General features: G+C 71.6%; 19 protein-coding genes. 5 read left to right on the top strand and 14 right to left on the bottom strand.

Features of this window, described 5'->3' with window-relative positions; genetic code table 11:
- Nucleotides 1-74: 74 nt before the first annotated feature.
- The 3 genes from J2Z30_RS45735 to afsQ1 all read right to left on the bottom strand — a co-directional run bounded on the left by J2Z30_RS45735 (nt 75) and on the right by afsQ1 (nt 3,044).
- Complete coding sequence (locus J2Z30_RS45735) at nt 75-689, bottom strand: hypothetical protein (RefSeq protein ID WP_044574105.1); 615 nt, start codon at nt 687-689, stop codon at nt 75-77.
- Nucleotides 686-2,227 carry an ATP-binding protein gene (locus J2Z30_RS45730; protein ID WP_245389235.1) on the bottom strand — a complete coding sequence of 514 codons (1,542 nt, stop codon included), beginning with the start codon at nt 2,225-2,227 and terminating at the stop codon, nt 686-688. The genes J2Z30_RS45735 and J2Z30_RS45730 overlap by 4 nt, the downstream gene beginning before the upstream one ends.
- Before the next feature lie 139 nt (nt 2,228-2,366).
- The gene (gene afsQ1, locus J2Z30_RS45725; RefSeq protein WP_171072689.1) at nt 2,367-3,044 is read right to left on the bottom strand and encodes a two-component system response regulator AfsQ1; all 678 of its coding nucleotides are present in this window, start codon (nt 3,042-3,044) and stop codon (nt 2,367-2,369) included.
- Nucleotides 3,045-3,245: 201 nt separating this feature from the next.
- On the opposite strand from afsQ1, the gene J2Z30_RS45720 reads away from it, so the two are divergent.
- The gene (locus J2Z30_RS45720; protein ID WP_044574110.1) at nt 3,246-4,028 is read left to right on the top strand and encodes a SigE family RNA polymerase sigma factor; all 783 of its coding nucleotides are present in this window, start codon (nt 3,246-3,248) and stop codon (nt 4,026-4,028) included.
- A gap of 206 nt (nt 4,029-4,234) precedes the next feature.
- On the opposite strand, the gene J2Z30_RS45715 is transcribed toward J2Z30_RS45720, so the two are convergent.
- The 7 genes from J2Z30_RS45715 to deoC form a co-directional block, all read right to left on the bottom strand.
- Entirely contained in the window at nt 4,235-4,870 is a 636-nt protein-coding gene (locus tag J2Z30_RS45715; protein WP_044574112.1) for an ATP-binding protein, read from the bottom strand.
- 83 nt (nt 4,871-4,953) lie between these two features.
- Nucleotides 4,954-6,306 (bottom strand): MFS transporter, encoded by a 1,353-nt coding sequence (locus J2Z30_RS45710; RefSeq protein WP_044574114.1) that lies wholly within the window; start codon nt 6,304-6,306, stop codon nt 4,954-4,956.
- 61 nt (nt 6,307-6,367) lie between these two features.
- Nucleotides 6,368-7,288, bottom strand: coding sequence for an amidohydrolase family protein (locus J2Z30_RS45705; protein ID WP_044574116.1), 921 nt, complete (start codon nt 7,286-7,288; stop codon nt 6,368-6,370).
- 76 nt (nt 7,289-7,364) lie between these two features.
- Nucleotides 7,365-8,390, bottom strand: a complete 1,026-nt coding sequence (locus J2Z30_RS45700) for an amidohydrolase family protein (RefSeq protein ID WP_044574118.1) — start codon at nt 8,388-8,390, stop codon at nt 7,365-7,367.
- Between the two features lie 523 nt (nt 8,391-8,913).
- Nucleotides 8,914-9,777 (bottom strand): aldehyde dehydrogenase family protein, encoded by an 864-nt coding sequence (locus J2Z30_RS45695; RefSeq protein WP_044581830.1) that lies wholly within the window; start codon nt 9,775-9,777, stop codon nt 8,914-8,916.
- A complete protein-coding gene (locus J2Z30_RS45690) occupies nt 9,770-11,203 on the bottom strand; it encodes an aldehyde dehydrogenase family protein (RefSeq protein ID WP_044574122.1) in 1,434 nt (477 codons plus the stop codon). The genes J2Z30_RS45695 and J2Z30_RS45690 overlap by 8 nt, the downstream gene beginning before the upstream one ends.
- A gap of 6 nt (nt 11,204-11,209) precedes the next feature.
- Nucleotides 11,210-12,211 (bottom strand): deoxyribose-phosphate aldolase, encoded by a 1,002-nt coding sequence (deoC, locus tag J2Z30_RS45685; protein WP_209469129.1) that lies wholly within the window; start codon nt 12,209-12,211, stop codon nt 11,210-11,212.
- A gap of 137 nt (nt 12,212-12,348) precedes the next feature.
- Here deoC and J2Z30_RS45680 point away from each other — a divergent pair, with 137 nt between their 5' ends.
- The gene (locus J2Z30_RS45680) at nt 12,349-13,032 is read left to right on the top strand and encodes a PH domain-containing protein (RefSeq protein ID WP_044574128.1); all 684 of its coding nucleotides are present in this window, start codon (nt 12,349-12,351) and stop codon (nt 13,030-13,032) included.
- 340 nt (nt 13,033-13,372) lie between these two features.
- On the opposite strand, the gene J2Z30_RS45675 is transcribed toward J2Z30_RS45680, so the two are convergent.
- From J2Z30_RS45675 to J2Z30_RS45665, 3 genes are all read right to left on the bottom strand, one after another.
- A complete protein-coding gene (locus tag J2Z30_RS45675) occupies nt 13,373-15,142 on the bottom strand; it encodes a phospho-sugar mutase (protein WP_245389231.1) in 1,770 nt (589 codons plus the stop codon).
- Between the two features lie 963 nt (nt 15,143-16,105).
- A complete protein-coding gene (locus tag J2Z30_RS45670) occupies nt 16,106-16,933 on the bottom strand; it encodes a purine-nucleoside phosphorylase (RefSeq protein WP_372453411.1) in 828 nt (275 codons plus the stop codon).
- A 226-nt stretch (nt 16,934-17,159) separates the two neighbouring features.
- Nucleotides 17,160-17,597: a gamma-glutamylcyclotransferase family protein gene (locus J2Z30_RS45665; RefSeq protein WP_020870716.1), complete on the bottom strand. Its 438-nt coding sequence runs from the start codon at nt 17,595-17,597 to the stop codon at nt 17,160-17,162.
- A gap of 136 nt (nt 17,598-17,733) precedes the next feature.
- On the opposite strand from J2Z30_RS45665, the gene J2Z30_RS45660 reads away from it, so the two are divergent.
- The gene (locus J2Z30_RS45660; RefSeq protein WP_044574131.1) at nt 17,734-19,182 is read left to right on the top strand and encodes an NAD(P)H-quinone dehydrogenase; all 1,449 of its coding nucleotides are present in this window, start codon (nt 17,734-17,736) and stop codon (nt 19,180-19,182) included.
- A 137-nt stretch (nt 19,183-19,319) separates the two neighbouring features.
- Complete coding sequence (locus J2Z30_RS45655) at nt 19,320-20,303, top strand: DeoR/GlpR family DNA-binding transcription regulator (RefSeq protein ID WP_044574134.1); 984 nt, start codon at nt 19,320-19,322, stop codon at nt 20,301-20,303.
- Nucleotides 20,304-20,527: 224 nt separating this feature from the next.
- On the opposite strand, the gene J2Z30_RS45650 is transcribed toward J2Z30_RS45655, so the two are convergent.
- A complete protein-coding gene (locus tag J2Z30_RS45650) occupies nt 20,528-21,121 on the bottom strand; it encodes a TetR/AcrR family transcriptional regulator (protein ID WP_078956835.1) in 594 nt (197 codons plus the stop codon).
- Nucleotides 21,122-21,268: 147 nt separating this feature from the next.
- On the opposite strand from J2Z30_RS45650, the gene J2Z30_RS45645 reads away from it, so the two are divergent.
- Nucleotides 21,269-22,447 (top strand): alpha/beta hydrolase, encoded by a 1,179-nt coding sequence (locus J2Z30_RS45645; protein WP_044574140.1) that lies wholly within the window; start codon nt 21,269-21,271, stop codon nt 22,445-22,447.
- Nucleotides 22,448-22,725 lie beyond the last annotated feature (278 nt).

Below are 22,725 nucleotides of genomic sequence, written 5' to 3'. Positions count from 1 at the left end.
CCCGCCCCGCTGGTCAGCACCTTGTTACCGACAAGTCGCCGACCTGGGACGGGGCGGTACCGACAGGTAACGAATCAGGACACCAGGACCCCGGAGTTGACCGCGATCGTCGGATTGCGGCGCATCTCCTCGGTGCACTGGTACGCCTTGAGCGGATCCCGCTGGCTGTCCGGGCCGCCGAGCACCACCTTGCCGTCGTCGCCGGCCACCGTGGTGTCCGCGAAGGTGCAGACGATCTGGGCGAGCGCCAGGGACTGGATCTCCTCCGGTGGCCGGTTCAGCCGCAGCGCGCTGTCCGGGTCGCCCTTGGCCGGACCGGAGATCTCCACCCAGTCCTCGACCGCCGTGGAGAACCCGGCCGACACCTCGGCCGCCGCCGGCGGCAGCCGCAGCTGCTCCAGCAGCGCCTGGGCGACCCGCACCGGCTCCCGGGACGTCTTCTCGTCGCCCTGCCGGGTGGTCCGGCTCACCGACAGGATCCGTGAGGAGCACAGCAGATAGATCCGTACGGAGCCCCTGCCCATCCCCTCGACGGCCCGCTCCGACTCCGGTGTCCGGCACGACGCCCGCGAGGGCGCGGCCCCGGCGTCCACCGGCACCGAGGTGCCCCGTATCCCGCACCCGGCCGCCAGCAGCGCGACCGCGCCGGTCAGCAGGAGGGCGGCCGACCGGGTCCAGCGCGCGCTCATGGCCTGCCCTCCTCGTCCCGGCCCGTGCCGGTGCCCTTGCCCTTGGACCCGCCGCCGTCGCGATCGCCCCCGGAGGAGCCGTCTCGGTCGTGATCGTGATCGCGCTCGTCCTCGGCCTCGTCGGAGGCGGTCCGTGAGGTGTCCATCGGCAGCCGCAGTGTAAAGACCGCGCCGCCCTCCGGCGAGTTCGCGGCGCTGATGTCGCCGCCGTGGATATGCGCGTTCTCCATCGCGATCGACAGCCCGAGCCCGCTGCCCTCCGAGCGGGGGCGGGACGCGCTCGCCTTGTAGAAGCGGTCGAAGACATGCGGCAGCACATCCTCGGGGATGCCAGGACCGTGGTCCCGGACCTTGATCAGCAGCTCATCGCCGTCGGTGCGCACCGAGACCCGCACCGGCGAGCCGCCGTGCTTGAGCGCGTTCCCGATCAGATTCGCCAGGATCACATCCAGCCGCCGGGGATCCAGCCGGGCCACGATCCCGCGCGCCGCGTCCAGCTCCACCGCGTCCAGCCAGGCGCGGGCGTCGATGCACGCCGTCACCTGGTCGGCGACATCGACATCGTCGAGCACCAGCCGGGCCGTGCCCGCGTCGAAGCGGGTCACCTCCATCAGGTTCTCCACCAGGTCGTTCAGCCGCCGGGTCTCGCTCACCACCAGCTGCACCGCCGGAGCGATCATCGGGTCGAGCGAATCGGCCTCCTCCTCCAGCACCTCCGTGACGGCCGTGATCGCGGTGAGCGGCGTCCGCAGCTCATGCGACATGTCCGCGACGAAGCGCCGGCTGGACGCCTCCCGCCCCGACAGCTCCGCCACCCGCTTCTGCAGCCGCTCCGCGGCCCGGTTGAAGGTGTGGGAGAGATTGGCCAGCTCATCGGAGCCGGAGACCTGCAGCCGGGTGTCGAGATGTCCCTCGCCCAGCCGGTGCGCCGCCTCCCCGAGCCGCTGCACCGGCCGCAGCACCGTGGCCGCGGCGGCCTGCGCCAGCAGCGCCGCGCCGATCAGCGCGAGCCCGGTGGCGATCCCCAGCGACCAGGCCAGGGAGTTCAGATCCTGGCGCTCGGTGTCCAGGGATTTGAGCAGGTAGCCGGTCGGCCCGCCGCCGTTCACCTTGGCCCCGCCGACCAGATACGGGGTGCCGCCCAGCGTGATCCGCTGCCAGTAGAGGTGGTACGGGGAGGTGTTCCCCTTGCCCACCGGGCGCTTCTGGTCCACCGCGCGCCGCAGCGAGGAGGGCACCACATCGAGCGTGAACAGATCCTTGTCCGAGGCCGCCGGACAGCTTCCGGCGTCCTTCGTCCGGGTGATCAGCAGCACCTCGTACTTCTGGGTGTTGTCCGCCATACGACCCGCCGCCTCCCGCAATTCGGAACAGGTGGGGACGGAGGGCAACGGATCGGTGTCGTCCTTCAGGGCCTTGCGGAACTCGTCCAGCGCCGCGTCCTGGGTGCGGGTGAGCACCGCGTCCCGGTTCAGCCAGTACGCGATGGCGGAGGCGGACACGGCGGCGGTCAGCGCCACCAGGCCGAAGACCAGCATCAGCCGCAGCCGGAGGCTGAACCACCGCAAGAGCCCCGCGGCCCAGCCCCGGGCCCGACCGGGCTTGTCGCTCACTGCGCTCAATTCCGTACTTCTCCGCCCCCGTGCGTGCGGCACACCGTAGTGCTCACCGGGCTGCTCACTGTGGCGTGTCCAGCCGGTATCCGACCCCGCGCACCGTACGGATCAGCGTCGGCGACGACGGCACGTCCTCCACCTTCGCGCGCAGCCGCTGTACGCATGCGTCGACCAGCCGCGAGTCCCCGAGGTAGTCGTGCTCCCACACCAGCCGCAGCAGCTGCTGCCGGGACAGCGCCTGCCCCGGACGGCGGCTGAGCTCCAGCAGAAGCCGCAGCTCGGTGGGGGTGAGCTGGAGGTCCTCGCCGTTCTTGGTGACCGTCATGGCCGCGCGGTCGATCAGCAGATTGCCGAAGGCCGCGGAGTCATTGGCCTCCCGCTCGCCACGCCGCAGCACCGCACGGATCCGGGCGTCCAGCACCCGGCCCTGGACGGGTTTGACCACATAGTCGTCGGCACCGGACTCCAGGCCCACCACGACGTCGATGTCGTCGCTGCGCGCGGTCAGCAGGATGATCGGCAACTGGTCGGTACGGCGGATCCGGCGGCACACCTCGAAGCCGTCGATCCCGGGCAGCATCACATCGAGCACGATCAGATCCGGCCGCTGCTCACGCAGCAGTTTCAGGCCGTCCTCGCCCGTCGCCGCGGTCGCCACACGGTGGCCCTGGCGAGACAGCGAGAGTTCGAGGGCCGTGCGGATGGCGTCGTCGTCCTCGATCAGCAACAGGAAAGGCACGTTGGTCATTCTGGCCTACAAGGGGCCTGTAGTTCGACCGTCAGGGGTTTATCGGCTCGATCGCCTGTGACGAGCCTGTGACAGTCGACAGACACCCCGATGAAACTGGCCCGGCAAAGTCTTCTGTGCACCGGGCGGAACACCACCGGCCGGGGCAGCCAGAAGCCAGACCGACCAGGCTCCATCGACGGGGGGCGCGAAATGAGCACACTGCACTTCTCCACCACCAGCGCAGTTCGCACGCGCCTCCACGACGCCGGGCGGGGCAATGAGAAGTCCGGTGCCGTGAGCGGGCGGGGGTGCGCTCGCGGCGCCGGGCGTCAGCGGCCTCCTTACATGGTGGCCATTGACGCGATCACGGGGGACAAGGAGGCCGGTCACGGCCTCGGGGGGGACAGCGGGGGACCGGGGGGCCACGGGGGTGGCTCGTACGGGGAGGCAGAGGGGGAGCGGCGCACCACGTCGGAGGCGGAGTTCACCGCCTATGTCCAGGAGCGCCGCGCCTCCCTGTACGCAACCGCCTACCACCTGACCGGGGACCGCTTCGAGGCCGAGGACCTGCTGCAGAGCGCGCTGTTCTCGACCTACCGGGCCTGGGACCGGATCAGCGACAAGGCGGCGGTCGGCGGCTATCTGCGCCGCACCATGACCAATCTGCACATCAGCGCCTGGCGTCGGCGGAAGCTCAACGAGTACCCGACCGAGGAGCTGCCGGAGACGGTCGGCGACCACGACGCGATGCGCGGCACCGAGCTGCGCACCGTGCTGTGGCAGGCCCTGGCCCGGCTCCCCGAGCTGCAGCGCACGATGCTGGTGCTGCGTTACTACGAGGGCCGGACGGATCCGGAAATCGCGGACATTCTGAACATCAGCGTCGGAACGGTCAAGAGCAGCATCTGGCGCTCGCTGCGCCGGCTGCGCGAGGACGAGAGCCTGAGCTTCGGCCGTGACGAGGAGGAGTCCTTCGGCGAACTGGTCGCCTGACGGCGACGGGGACGATCGAAGGCGGGGGAAAATCGGGGGATACGGGGGAAATGGGAGGGAGAAATCGGGGGAGCACGGGGGAAACAGGTGCGAGGCCGGACAGCCGAGGGGGGATGTCCGGCCTCGCACCTTTTTGGCTGCGTTGGCTGCGTGACTGCGTTGGCTGAGTGGCTGCGTTGGCCGTGTGGCTACGTTTGGCTACGTGGCTATACGGACGCCTTCTGGCCGGAGACGGGGATCCGCTCTCCCGCCGCCGCTATCCGGCCCAGCGCCACGTCCTTGCCGCACGCGTACGCGCCCAATGTCGTCTGCCGGGCCACGATCCCGCGCTCCGCGCGCATCAGCCGCCAGCCGCGCCGCAGCAGATAGAGCGCGGGCTTACGGCCCTCCCGCAGATCGCGCAGCAGCCTGCGCCGGAACGTGGTGGACGGGCGGCCGCGCAGACAGATCGCGTCCGCGAGCACCCCGAGGTCGGCACACCGCCCGACGATGTCGGCGGCGAAGATCCCCTCGGCGATGAACAGCGGCGACCGCCCGATGCCCAGCGCCTCCTCGCCGACGCGGGCGCTGGTGGCGATGTCGTACAGCGGCACGGTCGTACCGGACGTACGGCACAGCTCCTCGATGGCCGCGACCGCCGCGTCCGCGTCCCAGGACAGCAGTGAGTCCCAGTCGGCGCCCCCGCCGTCGGGGAGTTGGGGGAGCGTCGGGTCGCCGCCCTCCTTGTAGAAGTCGTCGAGGTTGAGCACGGGCAGCCCGGTGCGGGCCGCGAGGGAGGACTTGCCCGAACCCGAGGGGCCGGAGAGCAGGACGACACGGGCGGAAGGCGGTTGGCTGGTCACGGAACACCAGTGTGACGCATCCTTTCCCCCGCGTGACCCCCGCGTGACCGTCGAGCTGACCGCCCATATGGCCCCGGCCGCCGTCAGACGACCGCGCGTGGCCGTTCCGCCGCCGCGGTACGGGCCGGGCGGGTCCGGGGGCCGAAGACCGCCAGGACGAGGGAGCCCAGGAGCCAGGTGCCCGCGATGAAGAAGAAGACGCTCTGATAGCCGGTGCCGTGGTAGAGGGCCGCGATGATCAGCGGCCCCGCGGCGTTCGAGAGCCGCCCGAGCCCGTAGGAGACGCCCGTCCCCAGCGAGCGGCCGCGGGTGTCGAACAGCTCGGGCGAGTAGGCGTACCCCAGGGCCGTGTAGCCGCGCTCGAAGAGGTTCACCAGGAAGCCGAAGACCACGATCAGGGCCGGGTTGAAGGTCAGCCCGTACAGCAGACCGCACAGCGCGATCACCGCGCCGAAGGCCACCAGACACCATTTGCGTTCGAACCGGTCGGTGACCAGGGAGGCCAGGAACGAGCCGAGCGGCGCGCCCACGGTGGTGAGGGCCACGTAGAAGACCGACTTCTCGACGCTGAAGCCCTCCTTGGCCAGCAGGGTGGGCGCCCAGCTGGAGTAGCCGAAGAAGCCGATGGTCTGGGTCACCCACAGGACGGTGAGCAGCGCGGTCGGCCCGAGGTACTTCCTCTTCAGGAGGAGGCGAGGCGACGCCTTGGCGGGGCGGGTCTCGTCGATCGGCGGCGCGGGCTCGGGCAGCGGGCCCTTCTCGGCGGCGACCCGGGCCTCGATCTCGCCGAGGACCGTCTCCGCCGCGTCGTACTCGCCCCTGCTCTCGTGCCAGCGGGGGGACTCCTTCAGATGCCGGGTGAAGAGGACGAAGAGGAGGCCGAGCGAGCCCCACAGATAGACCAGCCGCCAGGACCAGTCGCTGAGCGGTACGACGGCGCTGGCGATGAGGTTGGTGGCCGGGGTGCCGCAGATGCCTATGACGATGGCGTACGCCTGGTACTTGCCGCGTACGGCGGACGGATACATCTCGTTGACGTAGATCACCGCCACGACGGTCATCGCGGACAGCCCCGCCGAGGTCAGCACCCGGAAGACGCCCAGGGAGACGACGTCCCAGGCGAAGGCGGAGGCGAGCGAGAAGACCCCGAAACACAGCGTGGTCTGGATCAGCGCCTTCCTGCGGCCCCAGCGGTCGGCGAGGGTGCTCGCGACCACGGAGCCGATGAACATGCCGACGAACGACAGCGAGGTGACGTAGGCGATCTGGTCGACCGTGATGCCCCAGAGGTCGATGAGCTGGGGAGCGGTGGTGGCGAAGGTGTTGATGTCCGCGAACTCGAAGAAGTAGGCGAACGAGACGGCCAGCAAGGTGATCTTGTGGAACCGGGAGATGGGGAGTCTGTCCAGCCGGTTCACCGCGTTGGAGTGCTGCATGGGCGGCCCTTGTCGAAGAGGCGGGGAGGGGGACGGAGCGGGGGGCGGGGGTGGACCGGGGTCAGGCGCCTTCGCCGGGCCAGTAGAGCCGCATGGGATTGTCGACCAGCAGCTTCCGCCGCTGCTCGGCGGTGACCGCCACCTGGGGCACGTAGTCGGCCAGCAGCCCGTCGTCGGGCATATGGGCGGTGAGGTTGGGATGCGGCCAGTCCGTGCCCCACAGCACCCGGTCGGGGAACTCCTCGATCGCGCGGCGGGCGAAGGGCACCACATCGGCGTACGGGTGCGGCTCGGCGTTCAGGGCCGGGGGGCCGGTGACGCTGAGGCGCTCGGGGCAGGTGACCTTGACCCATACGTCATTGCGTTCGGCGAACCGCAGGAAGCGGGTGAAGTCCGGCCCGTCCGCCGGTTCGGTCACGTCCGGCCGTCCCATGTGATCCACGACGAGCGGGGTGGGCAGGGAGCTGAAGAAACGTTCCAGCTCGGGCAGGTCGGCGCTTTCGAAGTAGAGGACGACATGCCAGCCGAGCGGGGCGATCCGCCGGGCGACGGCGGCCAGCGCGTCCTGGGGCGCGGCGTCGGCCAGCCGCCTCAGGAAGGTGAAGCGCACCCCGCGCACCCCCGCCGCGTCGAGCCGGCGCAGCTCGGCGTCGGTGACCTCCGGGCGTACGGTCGCGATGCCACGCGCCCGGCTGCCGGACGCCTGGACGGCGTCGACCATGGCGCTGTTGTCCGCGCCGTGACAGGTCGCCTGGACGATCACATTGCGGGCGACCCCGAGATGGTCGCGGAGGGCGAAGAGGTCGTCCTTGCCGCCGTCGCAGGGCGTGTACTTCCGCTCGGGCGCGAAGGGGAACGCGGCCTGCGGGCCGAAGACATGGCAGTGGGTGTCGACGGTGCCCGGCGGCAGGGCGAAGGCGGGCCGGGACGGGTCGGGATGCCAGTCCAGCCAGCCCGGGGTCTTGGGGGAGAGCGTGCTCATGAGGGCTCCTCTGGGCGGGTGGGCGGCCCTGCGGTCGTTGGGAACCCGGGGCGAATCGACGGACGTGCGCGTCATCTCAGCGGCCCTGTTTCGTCAGCAGGGCGTCCAGTCGGGGGTAGACGGTGCGGGCATTGTGCTCGAAGACGCCGGTCAGCTCGTCCGCGTCGAGCCCGGTGGCCTCGGCGTAGCGGCGGGTGTCGTCGAAGTGCCGACCGGTCCGGGGGTCGATGTCGCGGACGGCGCCGATCATCTCCGAGGCGAAGAGGATGTTCCGGGCCGGGACGACGTCGAAGAGCAGGTCGATACCGGGCTGGTGATAGACGCAGGTGTCGAAGAAGACATTGTCCAGGACATGCTCCTCCAGGGGCGGCTTGCCCAGGGCCATCGCCAGTCCGCGGAACCGGCCCCAGTGATACGGAACGGCCCCGCCGCCATGCGGGATGATCAGCCGAAGGGTGGGGAAGTCGGCGAACAGATCGCCCTGCACCAGCTGCATGAACACCGTCGTATCGGCGTTGAGGTAGTGCGCCCCGGTGGTGTGGAAGGCGGGGTTCACGCTGGTGCTCACGTGCACCATCGCCGGGACGTCGTACTCCACCAGCTTTTCGTAGATCGGGTACCACGAGCGGTCGGTCAGCGGCGGGGCCGTCCAGTGGCCGCCCGAGGGGTCGGGGTTGAGGTTGACGGCCACGGCCCCGTACTCCTCCACACAGCGGACGAGTTCGGGCACGCAGGTGACCGGGTCGACGCCCGGCGACTGCGGAAGCATCGCGGCGGGGGCGAAGCGCTCCGGGTAGAGCTCGCCGACGCGGAAGCAGAGCTCGTTGCAGAGCGCCGCCCACTCGGAGGAGGTGTGGAGATCGCCGATGTGGTGGGCCATGAAGGACGCCCGGGGCGAGAAGACCGTCAGGTCGATGCCGCGCTCGTCCATCAGCCGGAGCTGATTCGGCTCGATGCTCCGGCGCAGCTCGTCGTCGCCGATGCGGAGATCGGTGCGGGAGGGGGTGCGGGCGGGGTCGGTGAGTCCGTCGATCTGCTGGGTGCGCCATGCCTCCAGCGCCGGGGGCGCGGTGGTGTAGTGGCCATGGCAGTCGATGATCATTCGCTGTTCCTTCGTGGCGTGCGGTTCCTCGCAACCTAACTGTCGATGAAATTGTTGACAATATGTGCGACGAAAAATGCTGCCGCGATGTCCGGGATGCGGACGGTGCGGGGGCGCTCGGTGCGGAAGAGGGGGCGGGGGTGGGTCCAGGGTGTGCGCGGAAGCCCACGCGCCCACCCGCCGCGCCGGCGTACGGACCGCGATCAGCTCGCCGGCGCAGGTGATCACGCCCTTGCCGGCCGTCGCGAACGGTGCACGGCCGCCGGCTTGTGGGGCGGGTGCCGTGGTGGGGGCTCCTGGGGGCCGTCCGGGTGTCGGCTGACCTGGATCCGGTCGTCGGTGCTGGTCGGCAGATGGCGACGCGGATGCCGTCCCGCGGGTGCACTGGCCCCCTGCTCGCCGGTGGCCACTCGAGCACCGCGTTGCAGGCGGCGTGGTTGGTGGCCGGGCCGGTTAGCGGGCCGACGTCGCGGTCAGCTCACCGGCCCCCGGCCCCCGGGGGCGGGGGGACTCGGCCGTCGGGCTAGGCGCCCATCGGGTGCCAGACGGTTTTGGTCTCCAGGAAGGTGAGGAGGCGGCCGGTGCCGGGGTCGGCGGTCCAATCCACAGGCTGTGGACGCAGGACGCGCTTGAGGTTCTCCGCGGCGGCCTTCTCCAGTTCGGTCGCGAGCTCCGGGTCCGCGCCGGCGAGGTCGATCGCGTTCACGTCCTGGTGCGCGGCCAGCGGGGCGGCGATCTCCGCCGTGCGGCCGGACAGGACGTTGACCACGCCGCCCGGGAGGTCGGAGGTGGCGAGAACCTCGGCGAGGGAGAGGGCGGGGAGCGGGGCGCCCTCGGCGGCGATGACGATGGTCGTGTTCCCGGTGACGATCGCCGGGGCGATCACCGACACCAGGCCCAGGAAGGAGGAGTCCTGGGGCGCGAGGAGCGCGACCACGCCGGTCGGCTCGGGGGAGGAGAGGTTGAAGTACGGCCCGGCCACGGGGTTGGCGGACCCGGCGATCTGGGTTGTCTTGTCGGACCAGCCCGCGTACCAGACCCAGCGGTCGATCGCCGCGTCCACCTGCGCGGTGGCCTTGGACTTCGAAACGCCCCCGGCGTCGGCGACCTCGTGGACGAACTGGTCGCGGCGGCCCTCCAGCATCTCGGCGACGCGGTAGAGGATCTGGCCCCGGTTGTAGGCGGTGGCCCCCGACCAGCCGCCGAACGCCTTGCGCGCGGCGACGACCGCGTCCCGGGCGTCCTTGCGGGAGGCCAGCGGGGCGTTGGCCAGCCACTTGCCCTTTGCGTCGGTCACCTCGTACACCCGCCCGCTCTCGGACCGGGGGAACTTGCCCCCGACGAACAGCTTGTAGGTCTTGAGCACGGAGAGTCGGTTGTCAGACATCGAGGTACGCCTCCAGGCCGTGGCGACCGCCTTCACGGCCGTATCCGGACTCCTTGTAGCCGCCGAACGGGGAGGCCGGGTCGAACTTGTTGAAGGTGTTGGACCACACCACGCCCGCCCGGAGCTTGTTCGCCATCCACAGGATGCGCGAGCCCTTCTCCGTCCAGATGCCCGCCGACAGCCCGTACGGCGTGTTGTTGGCCTTGGCCACGGCCTCTTCGGGGGTGCGGAAGGTGAGCACCGAGAGCACCGGGCCGAAGATCTCCTCACGGGCGATCCGGTGGGCCTGGGTGACGCCGGTGAAGAGGGTGGGCGCGAACCAGTAGCCGGAGCTGGGCAGTTCGCACTGCGGCGCCCAGCGCTCGGCGCCCTCGGCCTCGCCCGCGTCGGCCAGGGTACGGATCCGGGCCAGCTGCTCGGCGGAGTTGATGGCGCCGATGTCGGTGTTCTTGTCCAGCGGATCGCCGACGCGCAGGGTGCTCATCCGGCGCTTGAGCGCGTCGAGCAGCTCGTCCTGGACGGACTCCTGGACCAGGAGGCGGGAGCCCGCGCAGCAGACATGGCCCTGGTTGAAGAAGATGCCGCCGATGATGCCCTCGACCGCCTGGTCGATGGGGGCGTCGTCGAAGACGATGTTCGCCGCCTTGCCCCCGAGTTCGAGGGTGACCTTCTTCTTCGTACCGGCCACCGTACGGGCGATGGCCTTGCCGACCTCGGTGGAGCCGGTGAAGGCCACCTTGTCGATGCCGGGGTGGGCGACCAGCTCGGCGCCGGTCGAGCCGTCGCCGGTGACGATGTTCACCACGCCCTTGGGCAGGCCCGCCTGACGGCAGATGTCCGCGAAGAACAGGGCGCTCAGGGGCGTGGTCTCGGCGGGCTTGAGGACGACCGTATTGCCGGTGGCGAGCGCCGGAGCGATCTTCCAGGCCAGCATCAGGAGGGGGAAGTTCCAGGGAATGATCTGACCGGCGACGCCCAATGGTCGCGGATCGGCGCCATAGCCCGCGTACGCGAGCTTGTCGGCCCACCCCGCGTAGTAGAAGAAGTGCGCGGCGACCAGCGGCAGGTCGGCGTCCCGCGATTCGCGGATCGGCTTCCCGTTGTCCAGCGACTCCAGGACCGCCAGCTCCCGCGAGCGCTCCTGGATGATCCGCGCGATGCGGAACAGGTACTTGGCGCGCTCCGCGCCGGGCAGCGCGGACCAGGTCTCGAACGCCTTACGGGCGGCCTTGACCGCGCGGTCCACGTCCTCGACGCCCGCCTGGGCGACCTCGGAGAGGGCCTCCTCGGAGGAGGGGGAGAGGGTCTTGAAGACCTTGCCGTCGCCCGCCTCGGTGAACTCCCCGTCGATGAACAGGCCGTAGGACGGGGCGATGTCGACGACCGCGCGGGACTCGGGCGCGGGTGCGTACTCGAAAACTGGCATGGCGTATCAGTCCACCGTCACGTAGTCGGGACCGGAGTACCGGCCGGTGCTCAGCTTCTGGCGCTGCATGAGCAGATCGTTGAGCAGACTGGAGGCGCCGAAGCGGAACCACTCCGGGGAGAGCCACTCGTCGCCCAGCGTCTCGTTGACCATCACCAGGTACTTGATCGCGTCCTTGGAGGTGCGGATGCCGCCCGCGGGCTTCACGCCCACCTGTACGCCGACCGCGGTGCGGAAGTCGCGGACCGCCTCCAGGAGGACGAGGGTGACGGGCGGGGTCGCGTTGACGGCCACCTTGCCGGTGGAGGTCTTGATGAAGTCCGCGCCCGCGAGCATCGCCAGCCAGGAGGCGCGGCGGACGTTGTCGTACGTCTGGAGCTCACCGGTCTCGAAGATGACCTTGAGGTGGGCCGCCGTGCCGCTGCCGTCCTCGCGGACGCACGCCTCCTTCACCTGCCGGATCTCCTCGAAGACGTCGAGGTAGCGGCCGGAGAGGAAGGCGCCGCGGTCGATCACCATGTCGATCTCGTCCGCCCCGGCGGCCACCGCGTCCCGGGTGTCGGCCAGCTTGACCGGCAGCGAGGCCCGGCCGGAGGGAAAGGCGGTGGCGACGGCGGCCACATGGATGCCGCTGCCGGTCAGGGCCTCCTTGGCGGTGGCCACCATGTCGCCGTAGACGCAGATCGCCGCGACCTTCGGGGCGGTGCGGTCGGTGGGGTCGGGGTTGATCCCCTTGGCGCAGAGCGCCCGGACCTTGCCCGGGGTGTCGGCACCCTCGAGGGTCGTCAGGTCGATCATCGAGATCGCCAGGTCGATGGCGTACGCCTTCGCCGTGGTCTTGATCGAGCGGGTGCCGAGGGTCGCGGCACGGGCCTGCAGGCCGACCGCGTCGACGCCCGGCAGGCCGTGCAGGAAGCGGCGCAGTGCGCCGTCGCCGGCGGTCACGTCCGCCATCGACGCGAGTCGCTCCGCGGCCTCTTTGCCGTATGCGGGAACTGTGGTGGGCATGGTCACCAGATGAGCATATCTACGCGCGTAGTCGGATGTCACCCCCGGGCCTGGAATCGATCGGGGGCCGGAGGCGAGCGATCTCGCGTCCGCCCTGGGCGCTCCCCGCCCCGTGAGTGTGGTGCACAATCGGGCGCATGACGAGCCCGGACGACGACTCCGCCCCCGCTGCCTCCAGCTCCGCTTCCTCCGCTTCCTCCGATGCCGAGACCGAGACCTTCTCGGACCGGATCTACCGCTCCCCGAGCGGTATCGCGGGCGGAGTGCTGCTGCTCGGGCTCAGCAGCTGGCTCGGCATCGACGCGATGGTCCGGGGCGAGGGACGGACGCCGTGGCTGGCGCTGGCCGGGCTGTTCTTCGCGGTGCCGGTGGTGATCGCCTTCACGGTGCGCCCGGCGGTGTACGCGGGGCAGGACCGGCTGCTCGTCCGCAACCCGTTCCGTACGATCACGCTCCCCTGGGCCTCGGTCGAGGGGCTGCGCGCCGGGTACACCAGCGAGGTGCTCGCGGGCGGGTCCACGTACCAGCTGTGGGCGATCCCGGTCTCGCTGCGCCAGCGCAAGCGGGCCGCCCGGCAGCAGGCCAGGGCGGCCTCCGAGGACCCCTTCGGCGCCGCGTCCACCCATGTCGCGGCCGGCAGGCCCGACGAGGACCGCCGGGCCTCCTCCGACGCGGCGATCGGCGACCTGCGCGAGTTGGCCGAACTCAACGCCGAGCGCGAGGGCGCCCAGGGGGCGCCGGAGGTGCGCTGGGCCTTCGAGGTGATCGCGCCGACGCTGGCGGGCGCGGTGCTGTTGGGCGTCATGCTGGCGATCGGCTGAGAGCCGGGCCGCTGGGCCGGTGGGTCCGGTTTACCGGTCCCCGGCTGGCCGCTTGGGCTGGGGTGGCCCTGATTCCGGCTGACCGTCGGGTGCCTGGCCCGCCGCTGGGGGCCGAGCACACCCCCGGCGACACCCACGTCCCGCCCCCAGAGGGCCAGGCGGCCGGGGCCGGAGACCACGCGGCCATCAGTACGGACCGGGGCCGACGGCCGGACGGGGCGGTCGTCACCGTGACGGCCCGTGTGACACGTTCCGCTACAGCGTGTACCCGGGGTGCGGGGCGATGCCCCCCGGTCGTCCATGGCCTTTTCTCAGCCGGATCCGAGCCGCTCCGGCGCCGTCACTGATCGCCGTGGGCGACGGCGACGGGCTCGGCAGCTGATACGCCCGCGTCCGCGTCCGCGGTGGCGGCTTCCGGGGGCTGGATTCCCGCCGCCGCCGAAAGGTCCGTCTTGAGCGCGGCCAGCACGGTGTCCGCCGTGGCGCGGGCCGGAGTGAGTGCGTGGGCGGCGGGGACGTCGACGGCCACCTCCAGGTAGCACTTCAGCTTCGGCTCGGTGCCGCTGGGCCGGACGACCACACGGGCGCCGCGAACGTTCCCCTTCCCGGCGAGCTGATAGCGCAGGCCGTCCGTCGGGGGCAGGGTGTCCGTGCCCCGCGTCAGATCCTCCGCCGAGGTCACGGCGAGCCCCGCGAGCCCGGTGGGCGGCTGTTCGCGCAGCCGCTTCATCGCGGTGCCGATCACGGAGAGGTCGGTGACCCGGACGGAGAGCTGGTCGGTGGCGTGCAGGCCGTGGGCCACCGCGATGTCGTCCAACAGATCTGCGACGGTGCGGCCCTGTTCCTTGAGCTCCGACGTCAGCTCGGCCACGAGCAGCGCGGCCGTGATGCCGTCCTTGTCGCGTACGCCCTCCGGATCCACGCAGTAGCCGAGCGCCTCCTCGTACGCGTAGCGCAGCCCGTCCACCCGGGCCAGCCACTTGAAGCCGGTCAGCGTCTCGGCGTACGGCAGCCCGGCGTCGTCCGCGATCCGGGACAGGAGCGACGAGGAGACGATCGTGGTCGCGAAGGCCCCGCGGGCGCGCTTGTGAACGAGGTGGGTGGCGAGGAGCGCGCCGACCTCGTCCCCGCGCAGCATCCGCCAGCTCGCGGCGTCCGTGGGGGCCGTGGGGTTCGTGATCGTGGGGATGGCGACGGCGCAGCGGTCGGCGTCCGGGTCGTTGGCGATGATGATGTCCGGCGCGACCCTGCGGGCCGTGGCGAAGGCCAGGTCCATCGCCCCCGGCTCCTCCGGGTTGGGGAACGCGACGGTCGGGAACGCCGGGTCGGGCTCCGCCTGCTCGGGCACGACCGCGGGCTCGGGGAACCCGGCGCGGGCGAACGCGGCGGTGAGGGTCTCACGGCCGACGCCGTGCAGCGGGGTGTAGACGACGCGGGCGTTCCGGGGCGAACCCGGGGTGAGAACGGCGTCGGTCCGCGCGAGGTACGCCTCCAGGACGTCGTCGTTCAGCGTCTCCCATCCGGTCTCGGGCCGGGGCACGTCGCCCAGGCTGCGGATCGCCTCGATCTCGGCGGCGATCTCGGCGTCGGCGGGCGGCACGATCTGGGAGCCGTCGCCGAGGTAGACCTTGTAGCCGTTGTCGCGCGGCGGGTTGTGGCTCGCGGTGACCTCGACTCCGGCGATCGCGCCGAGGTGGCGGACGGCGAACGCGAGCACGGGCGTGGGGAGGGGGCGGGGCAGAACGGCGGCGCGGAAGCCTGCGCCGGTCATGACGGCGGCGGTGTCGCGGGCGAACTCGGCGCTCTTGTAGCGGGCGTCGTACCCCACGACGACGAGCCCTTGACCGTCCTGACCGTGATACGTGCGCAGATACGCGGCGAGCCCGGCGGCGGCGCGGATGACGACGGCGCGGTTCATCCGCATGGGCCCGGCCCCGAGCTCACCCCGGAGACCGGCGGTGCCGAACTGCAACGTGCCGGAGAACCGCTCGGCGATCGCGTCGACGGCATCGTCCTGGAGCAGTTTCCCGAGCTCATCCCGCGTCTCGGGATCGGGATCCTCGGCAAGCCATGCGCGAGCCTGGGCGATGAGATCGGGCTCCGTGGCCATGGGGGCCTCCTGGGGGGTGGTCGTATGGGTGGTGCGGGGTGCGCGGGGTGCGGGTGCGGTGGTGCGGGTGCGTTGGTGGTTGCTGGGGTGCGCGGTGGGTCCGTGGTCGGGTGCGGGGGCGGGGCCTGCGGGGCGGGGCTCTGGACCGTATATTTACGGCGCCATTGGCCGGGGGCTTGCGTGGGCCGGAGATTGGCGCCACAAATACACGTAAGCGTCCAGAACCCCGCCCCTCCGACCCCGCCCCCTCCCGAGCGTCGGCGACCGCCCCCCGGCGGCACGAGCCCCGGCCGGTTTCCGGACCGTCCGGGGGCTGGGTGCGCCACCGTCCCTCGCGCCTCGTCGACATCCATGCCCGCCGAGGGCGAGCCTTCTCTGGCCTCGGGGGCGGGGAGGTAGCCGAGGAACGGCAGGGGCGCCACCAGGCCCCAACCGGGCGGGAGCTTGTGCCACCGGCGGGTGGTCGCCGCCCCCGGGCGAGCCGGAGACGGATGGGGCGCCCGTATCGCTCGCGGGTAGCCGTGGGACGGCGGGAGGGGGCTGGGGGCATCCGGCACCCGGGAATCCGGAGCCGGAGAAGAGGCTCGGGCCACCGGCGGTCGGTCGCCGCTCGCCGCGGGACGGCGGGAGGGGGTGGGGTCGGAGGGGCGGTGTCCTGGACGCTTACGTGTATTTGTGGCGCCGATCTCCGGCCCACGCAAGTCCCCGGTCAATGGCGCCGTAAATATACGGTCCAGGGCGCCGCCCCGGAGGCCCCGCCCCCGGCACCCACCACACAACCGACCGCGCACCCCGGCCCGCCCCGCGCCCGCACCCCGGCCCGCCCGTCCCGCACTCGCGCCCCGGCCCGCACCGCGCCCGCGGCCCGCGCCCCCGCCACGTCCCGCGTACCTTGCGCATCGCTGTTCAGTTAGCCAAGGGGTGAGTACCCGCGCAGGGCGCCGTGACGCCGCGCCCCGGGGATCAGAGGCGGTTGAGGACCTGGGACAGCAGGCTGCCCATGCGGGAGGCGGAGTCGCGGCCCGCCTGGAGGACCTCCTCGTGGTTGAGGGGTTCGCCCGTCATCCCGGCCGCGAGGTTCGTCACCAGGGAGATGCCGAGAACCTCCGCGCCCGCCTCGCGCGCCGCGATGGCCTCCAGGGTGGTGGACATGCCCACCAGGTCGGCCCCTATCGTGCGGGCCATGTTGATCTCCGCCGGAGTCTCGTAGTGCGGCCCGGGGAACTGGGCGTAGACGCCCTCCTCCAGGGTCGGGTCGACCTGCTGGCACAGGGCACGCAGCCGCGGCGAGTACAGGTCGGTGAGGTCGACGAAGTTGGCGCCCACGATCGGTGAGGTGGCCGTGAGGTTGATGTGGTCGCTGATCAGTACCGGCTGGCCGGGGCGCATGCCCTCGCGGAGGCCGCCGCAGCCGTTGGTGAGGATGATGGTCTTGCAGCCCGCGGCGACGGCGGTGCGTACGCCGTGTGCGACGGCGCCGACACCACGCCCCTCGTAGTAGTGCGTACGGCCGAGGAAGACCAGCGCCCGCTTGTCGTTGATCCGGTACGACCGGATCCGGCCCGCGTGGCCCGCGACGGCGGGCGGCGGGAAGCCGGGCAGCTCGGTGACGGGGAACTCGTGCTCGGGCGCCCCGAGGGCGTCGGTGGCGGGGACCCAGCCGGAGCCCAGGACCAGCGCGACGTCGTGGGTTTCCGCGCCGGTCAGCTCGCGCAGGCGGGTGGCGGCGGCGTCGGCGGCGGCGTGTGGGTCGCTCTGATTGTCCCAAGAAACTGATGCGTTCACGCGCACGAGGGTAGCCGGTAACTGCCTACGCGCGTAGACGGAGCCCGCCGAGGTGTTCGGATCGTTGCATTGCCGCAAGGCTCACGGCCCGACCCATGCGTTGCCTTCGGGCCTCCGGGCCAACCAGGTCAACCGGGGGACCGAACCAACCCGGCAACCGGGCACCCGGGACACCCGGGGAACCGAACCAACCGAGCAACCGGGGCAAACGGGTCAACCGGAAACACCGGACTCAGCAAGGGCGCTTCCGCAGCTCCATCACATAGTCGTGCGGCGCCCCCGCCGACTCCGCCGCGTCGGCGATCTCGCCCAGGTAGCGGGCCGACGGCAGTCCGCCCTCGTAGCCGTTGAGGACGTAGAGCCAGGCTGCCTCGTCGCCGTCCAGCGTGTGGACGCGGATCCGCATCCGGCGGTAGATGTCGAGGCCGACGCCCTCCCAGCGGTCCATGGAGTCCTCGTCCATGGGGGCGATGTCGTAGAGGGCGACGAAGACCTGGGAGCGCGGGGCCTCCACAATCGTGGGGAGGGCGCCTTCCCAGCCCATCTGCTCACCGCCGAAGGTGAGGCGCCAACCGTTCAGCCAGCCCGTTCCGCGCAGCGGGGAGTGTGGTGCGCGGCGGGACATCAGCCGCGCGTCGAGGTTGCCGGCGTACGCGGCGTAGAGCGACATGGGTCTGAGGGTACGGGAGTGGGGTGGAACGGCCCTCGGGACGGGAGGTTTGGCAGGAGGTTCGATGAGAGGTTTCGTACGGCAGTCGCCCCCGCGAAACCCCCCGGGCTGAAGGCATTCGAACCGGTGCGGGACAATGGAGCATGTGACTCGGATCGTGATCATTGGTGGCGGACCCGGCGGCTATGAGGCGGCGCTGGTCGCCGCGCAGCTCGGCGCGGAGGTGACCGTCGTCGATTGCGACGGTCTGGGCGGGGCGTCGGTGCTCACCGACTGCGTGCCGTCGAAGACGTTGATCGCCACCGCTGAGGTGATGACGACCTTCGACTCCTCCTATGAGGAGCTGGGGATCATCGTCGCCGACGACACCCCGCCGCTGGAGCAGGCGGCCCGGGTGGTCGGCGTGGATCTGGGCAAGGTCAACCGCCGGGTGAAGCGGCTCGCGCTCGCCCAGTCGCACGACATCACGGCCTCGGTCACCCGGGCCGGTGGCCGGGTCATGCGCGGCCGCGCGCGGGTGGAGCCGCAGCAGTCGCTGGACGGTTCGCGGCGGGTGGTCGTACGGGCCGCGGACGGCAGCGAGCAGACGCTGGTGGCGGACGCGGTGCTGCTGGCGACGGGCGCTCACCCGAGGGAGATCCCGGACGCCGAGCCGGACGGTGAGCGGATCCTGAACTGGACGCAGGTGTACGACCTGGACGAGCTCCCCCAGGAGCTGATCGTGGTCGGCTCCGGTGTCACGGGCGCGGAGTTCGCGGGTGCCTACCAGGCGCTGGGGTCGAAGGTCACGCTGGTCTCCAGCCGGGACCGGGTGCTGCCGGGCGAGGACCCGGACGCGGCGGCGGTGCTGGAGGACGTCTTCCGGCGCCGGGGGATGAACGTGATGTCCCGGTCCCGGGCGCAGGCCGCCAAGCGGGTCGGGGACCGGGTGGAGGTCACGCTCTCGGACGGGCGGGTCATCTCCGGCACCCACTGTCTGATGGCGGTCGGCTCGATCCCGAACACGGCGGACATCGGCCTGGAGGAGGCCGGGATCAAGCTGGCGGAGTCGGGGCACATCCTGACCGACAAGGTGTCCCGGACCAGCGCGCCGGGCATCTACGCGGCCGGTGACTGCACCGGTGTGCTGGCGCTGGCGTCGGTGGCGGCGATGCAGGGCCGGATCGCGATGTACCACTTCCTCGGGGACGCGGTGACCCCGCTGAACCTGAAGACGGTCTCGGCGAATGTCTTCACGGACCCGGAGATCGCCACGGTCGGCTACTCGCAGGCGGACGTGGACGGCGGGAAGATCGACGCCCGGGTGGTGAAGCTGCCGCTGCTGCGCAATCCGCGGGCGAAGATGCAGGGCATCCGGGACGGCTTCGTGAAGATCTTCTGCCGTCCGGGCACCGGCATCGTGGTCGGCGGTGTGGTGGTCGCGCCGCGGGCGAGCGAGCTGATCCACCCCATATCGCTGGCGGTGGACAACAATCTGACGGTGGAGCAGATCGCCAACGCCTTCACGGTCTACCCGTCGCTGTCCGGTTCGATCGCCGAGGTGGCCCGGCAGTTGCACACCCGGAAGACTCAGGAAGAGTCATAGACCCGGTCCTTATAGCACTCCGTGCCCTCACAGATGTACAACTTCTGCTAATTGGTGCAAGCTGCTGAAAACAGACGGTCGTTGGCATTACTGTCAGTTTCGTGTTCGCTGCAGAACGTCGCCAATTGATCCTTGAAATGGTGCGTGCGAACGGAGCGGTGTCGCTCCGGGAGCTCGCCCGCGTCGTCCAGACCTCCGAAGTGACCGTCCGGCGTGATGTGCGGGCGCTGGAGGCAGAAGGACTGCTCGACCGCCGGCACGGCGGTGCGGTGCTGCCGGGCGGATTCACCAGGGAGTCCGGCTTCCCGCAGAAATCCCATCTAGCGGCCGCGGAGAAGACGGCCATCGCCGATCTCGCGGCCGGCCTCGTCGAGGAGGGCGAGGCCGTCGTCGTCGGCGCCGGGACCACTACGCAGGAGCTGGCCCGCCGGCTCGCGCGGGTTCCCGGGCTGACCGTGGTCACCAATTCCCTGCTGGTCGCGCAGGCGTTGGCACATGCCAACCGGGTCGAGGTCGTGATGACCGGCGGCACCCTGCGCGGCTCCAACTACGCCCTGGTCGGCAGTGGCGCCGAGCAGTCCCTGCAGGGGCTGCGGGTCTCGCGTGCCTTCCTGTCCGGCAGCGGGCTGACCGCCGAGCGCGGCCTGTCCACCTCCAACATGCTCTCGGCCAGCGTCGACCGGGCGCTGGTCCAGGCGGCGGCGGAGGTGGTCGTGCTCGCCGACCATACGAAGCTGGGCACCGACACCATGTTCCAGACGGTGCCCACCGATGTGATCACACGGCTGGTGACCGATGAGCCGCCCGCCCATGACGACCGTGCCCTGACCGAGCTCCAGGCCCTCGCGGACCAGGGGGTTCAGATCGCCGTGGCCGGGCCGGGCGCGGGGTCCGGCCCGGCCGGGGGCGGTGAGGGCGGCGGTTCGGCGGGGCGGCAGTCGGGGCGGCTGGGCCCGTCGCAGGGCCGTGGCGGCGGCGAGGAGGGCCTGCCGCTGCCGGGGCCTCGCCGTAACCACCCCCACCCGCCGGGTGGGCCCGGCTCCGCCCAGCTGCGCACGGCGGTGCCGCTGGCGGAGCAGCAGCCGGGGCGGGTGGCGGACCTGGCGCCGCGCCGCCGCTAGCGACTGGCCGCCGGATCGTGATGCCTGTGGCGGGTTGTTCCCCTCCCCGCCCCTTCCCTCAGCTGGGGCTCCGCCCCAGACCCCGGGGCCTGGGGGTGGAGCTCCTGCCATGCGGCGGAGCCGCATATCGACGCCGTGGGAAGGGGCGGGGAGCGGAAAGCGCCGATATGCCGCTCCGCCGCGCGGTCCGCCGGACCTCCCGTACCGAGTGGTCGCCGGGGGCGTCAGCGGGCCTTGAGTCCGGTGAAGGCCAGCGCCAGCAGCCGGTCGGCCAACTCCGGGTCGTCCGGCGACTGCTCCACGGCCAGCGCGATCGCGTTCGTGAGCTGCATCAGATCGGCGATGACCACACCGGACCGTACGGCACCGCTCTGCTGGGCGCGGGCGAGCAGTTCGCTGCCCGCCTCGCGCAGCGGCAGACCGCAGCCGCGGGACAGCTCCGAGGTCTCGTCGCCCGAGCACGCCATCAGGGCCTGGGAGAGCCCGCGGTAGGTGCTCGCGTGGTCCACGATGGCGCGCAGCCAGTCGATCAGCGCCTGACACGGCCGCGGCGCCTGGGCCAGCTCCCGCGACCGCTCCAGCAGGGCGCATATCTCGCCCTGGAAGACCGCGCCCATCAGCGCGGTGCGGTTCGGGAAGTGGCGGTAGAGCGTGCCGATGCCGACGCCCGCGCGGCGTGCGATGTCCTCCAGCGAGGCGTCGGTACCGTGCTGGGTGAAGGCCGTGCGCGCCTCGGCCAGCAGCCGCTCGTAGTTGCGGCGCGCGTCGGCGCGCATGGGGCGCGGTGGCGTCTGCGCCGTGGCTGTCTCCATCGCCATCGCGGTCCTCCCTGCCGTGCCTGCCCGTGAGTCAAGCATGCCATTTCGTGACCGGAGGCACGCCCTGGCCAGGCAACGCGGGTGCCGGAGGCGGCATCAAACAGGGCGGCGGCACAGTGCGTTGCGGTGCGCCGGAGTGGAAGAACAATGGGACTGACCAGTCGATCACTCGAGTATGTGATGATCGCCCTCGCTCTGGCGTGCGCGGGGCTGACGCTCTGGCTGTGGCCGCGCTTCGCGGGCCGGGGCGTACGGGCCTGGGCGGGCCGGCTGGCCGCCCTCGCCGTGACCCAGTGCGCGATCGTGGCCGCCCTGGCCCTCGCGGTGAACAGCACCTTCCAGTTCTACGGGTCCTGGGACGAACTGCTGGGCGAGGACGATGCGGCACCGGCGGCCCTGTCCCATGTGCAGGGCGGCGCCGCGGGGCCGGTCGGGGAGTCGGGCGGTCTGGTGCGGCCCGCCCCGCCGCAGGGGCTGAACACGGTGCACGGACTGCCGAGCGGGCCGCCCGCCGAGGCGGGCAAGGTCGAGTCGGTGCGGATCCTGGGCCGCCGCAGCCAGGTGGCCAACCCGGCGTATGTCTATCTGCCGCCCCAGTACTTCCAGCGCCAGTATGCCCGGCAGCGCTTTCCCGTGATCGTGGCGATCAGCGGCTACCCCGGCGGATCCTTCCTGCTGGCCCAGCATCTGCGGCTGCCCCAGACCGCGGGCGGGCTGATCCGCACCGGGGTGCTGCAGCCGGCCGTCATCGTGATGGTGCGGCCCACCATCGCCCCGCCCCGCGACACCGAGTGCGTGGACGTCCCCGGCGGCCCCCAGGCCGAGACGTACTTCGCCCGGGACCTGCCGGAGGCACTGCGGGCGCACTACCGGATCGGCCATGACCCCAGCGCCTGGGGCGTGCTGGGCTACTCGTCGGGCGGCACCTGCGCCCTTCAGCTGACCCTGCGCCATCCCCGTGTCTACGGCGCGGCCGCGGCCCTGTCGCCCGACTACCGCGTGGTCAACGACCCCACCACCGGCGACCTCTTCGGCCGGGGCCCGGCGGGCGAGCGCAGGAAGCGGGAGCACGATGTGCTGTGGCGGCTGCGCCATCTGCCCCAGCCGCAGGTGTCGGTGCTGGTGGCCTCCAGCCGCCGGGGCGAGCCCGACTACGGCGCCACCCGCGACTTCCTGGCCGCGGTCCGGCCGCCGATGAGCGCGCAGTCGATCATCCTGGACCGGGGCAGCCACAACTTCCGCACCTGGCGCCGCGAACTGCCCACCGCCCTGCGGTGGATGAACGGACAGCTGACCTTTCCGCAGGACGTGGTGCACGGCCGCTGAGCGGGCCGTACGCGACGACGGCGGGCCCCGGCCGGATGATTCGGCCGGGGCCCGCCGTCATGGGGCATGTGGCATGTGATGGGGCGGTCGGCCCGTCGACCTTTGCGTCGGCCCCTCGACCTTTGCGTGGGCCCTCGATCTCCCCGTCAGTCCTCGATCTCCGCGTCAGTCCTCGATCTTCGCGTCAGTCCTTGATCTCGCAGATGACGGCGCCCGAGGTGAGGGACGCGCCGACCTCGGCGGCCAGACCCTTGACGGTGCCCGCGCGGTGGGCGTTG

It is taken from the genome of Streptomyces iranensis (genome assembly GCF_017874715.1).
GTDB classification, from domain to species: Bacteria; Actinomycetota; Actinomycetes; order Streptomycetales; family Streptomycetaceae; genus Streptomyces; species Streptomyces iranensis.
Note: the sequence above shows the minus strand (reverse complement) of the source record. Positions and strands in the feature narration are given on the sequence as shown.

Coding starts and splice junctions, on each gene's coding strand:
- J2Z30_RS45735 (WP_044574105.1), bottom strand. CDS start 689: ATGAGCGCGCGCTGGACCCGGTCGGCCGCCCTCCTGCTGACCGGCGCG.
- J2Z30_RS45730 (WP_245389235.1), bottom strand. CDS start 2,227: ATGCTGGTCTTCGGCCTGGTGGCGCTGACCGCCGCCGTGTCCGCCTCC.
- J2Z30_RS45720 (WP_044574110.1), top strand. CDS start 3,246: ATGAGCACACTGCACTTCTCCACCACCAGCGCAGTTCGCACGCGCCTC.
- J2Z30_RS45710 (WP_044574114.1), bottom strand. CDS start 6,306: ATGCAGCACTCCAACGCGGTGAACCGGCTGGACAGACTCCCCATCTCC.
- J2Z30_RS45705 (WP_044574116.1), bottom strand. CDS start 7,288: ATGAGCACGCTCTCCCCCAAGACCCCGGGCTGGCTGGACTGGCATCCC.
- J2Z30_RS45700 (WP_044574118.1), bottom strand. CDS start 8,390: ATGATCATCGACTGCCATGGCCACTACACCACCGCGCCCCCGGCGCTG.
- J2Z30_RS45695 (WP_044581830.1), bottom strand. CDS start 9,777: ATGTCTGACAACCGACTCTCCGTGCTCAAGACCTACAAGCTGTTCGTC.
- J2Z30_RS45690 (WP_044574122.1), bottom strand. CDS start 11,203: ATGCCAGTTTTCGAGTACGCACCCGCGCCCGAGTCCCGCGCGGTCGTC.
- deoC (WP_209469129.1), bottom strand. CDS start 12,211: ATGCCCACCACAGTTCCCGCATACGGCAAAGAGGCCGCGGAGCGACTC.
- J2Z30_RS45680 (WP_044574128.1), top strand. CDS start 12,349: ATGACGAGCCCGGACGACGACTCCGCCCCCGCTGCCTCCAGCTCCGCT.
- J2Z30_RS45675 (WP_245389231.1), bottom strand. CDS start 15,142: ATGGCCACGGAGCCCGATCTCATCGCCCAGGCTCGCGCATGGCTTGCC.
- J2Z30_RS45665 (WP_020870716.1), bottom strand. CDS start 17,597: ATGTCGCTCTACGCCGCGTACGCCGGCAACCTCGACGCGCGGCTGATG.
- J2Z30_RS45660 (WP_044574131.1), top strand. CDS start 17,734: ATGGAGCATGTGACTCGGATCGTGATCATTGGTGGCGGACCCGGCGGC.
- J2Z30_RS45655 (WP_044574134.1), top strand. CDS start 19,320: ATGGTGCGTGCGAACGGAGCGGTGTCGCTCCGGGAGCTCGCCCGCGTC.
- J2Z30_RS45650 (WP_078956835.1), bottom strand. CDS start 21,121: ATGGCGATGGAGACAGCCACGGCGCAGACGCCACCGCGCCCCATGCGC.
- J2Z30_RS45645 (WP_044574140.1), top strand. CDS start 21,269: ATGGGACTGACCAGTCGATCACTCGAGTATGTGATGATCGCCCTCGCT.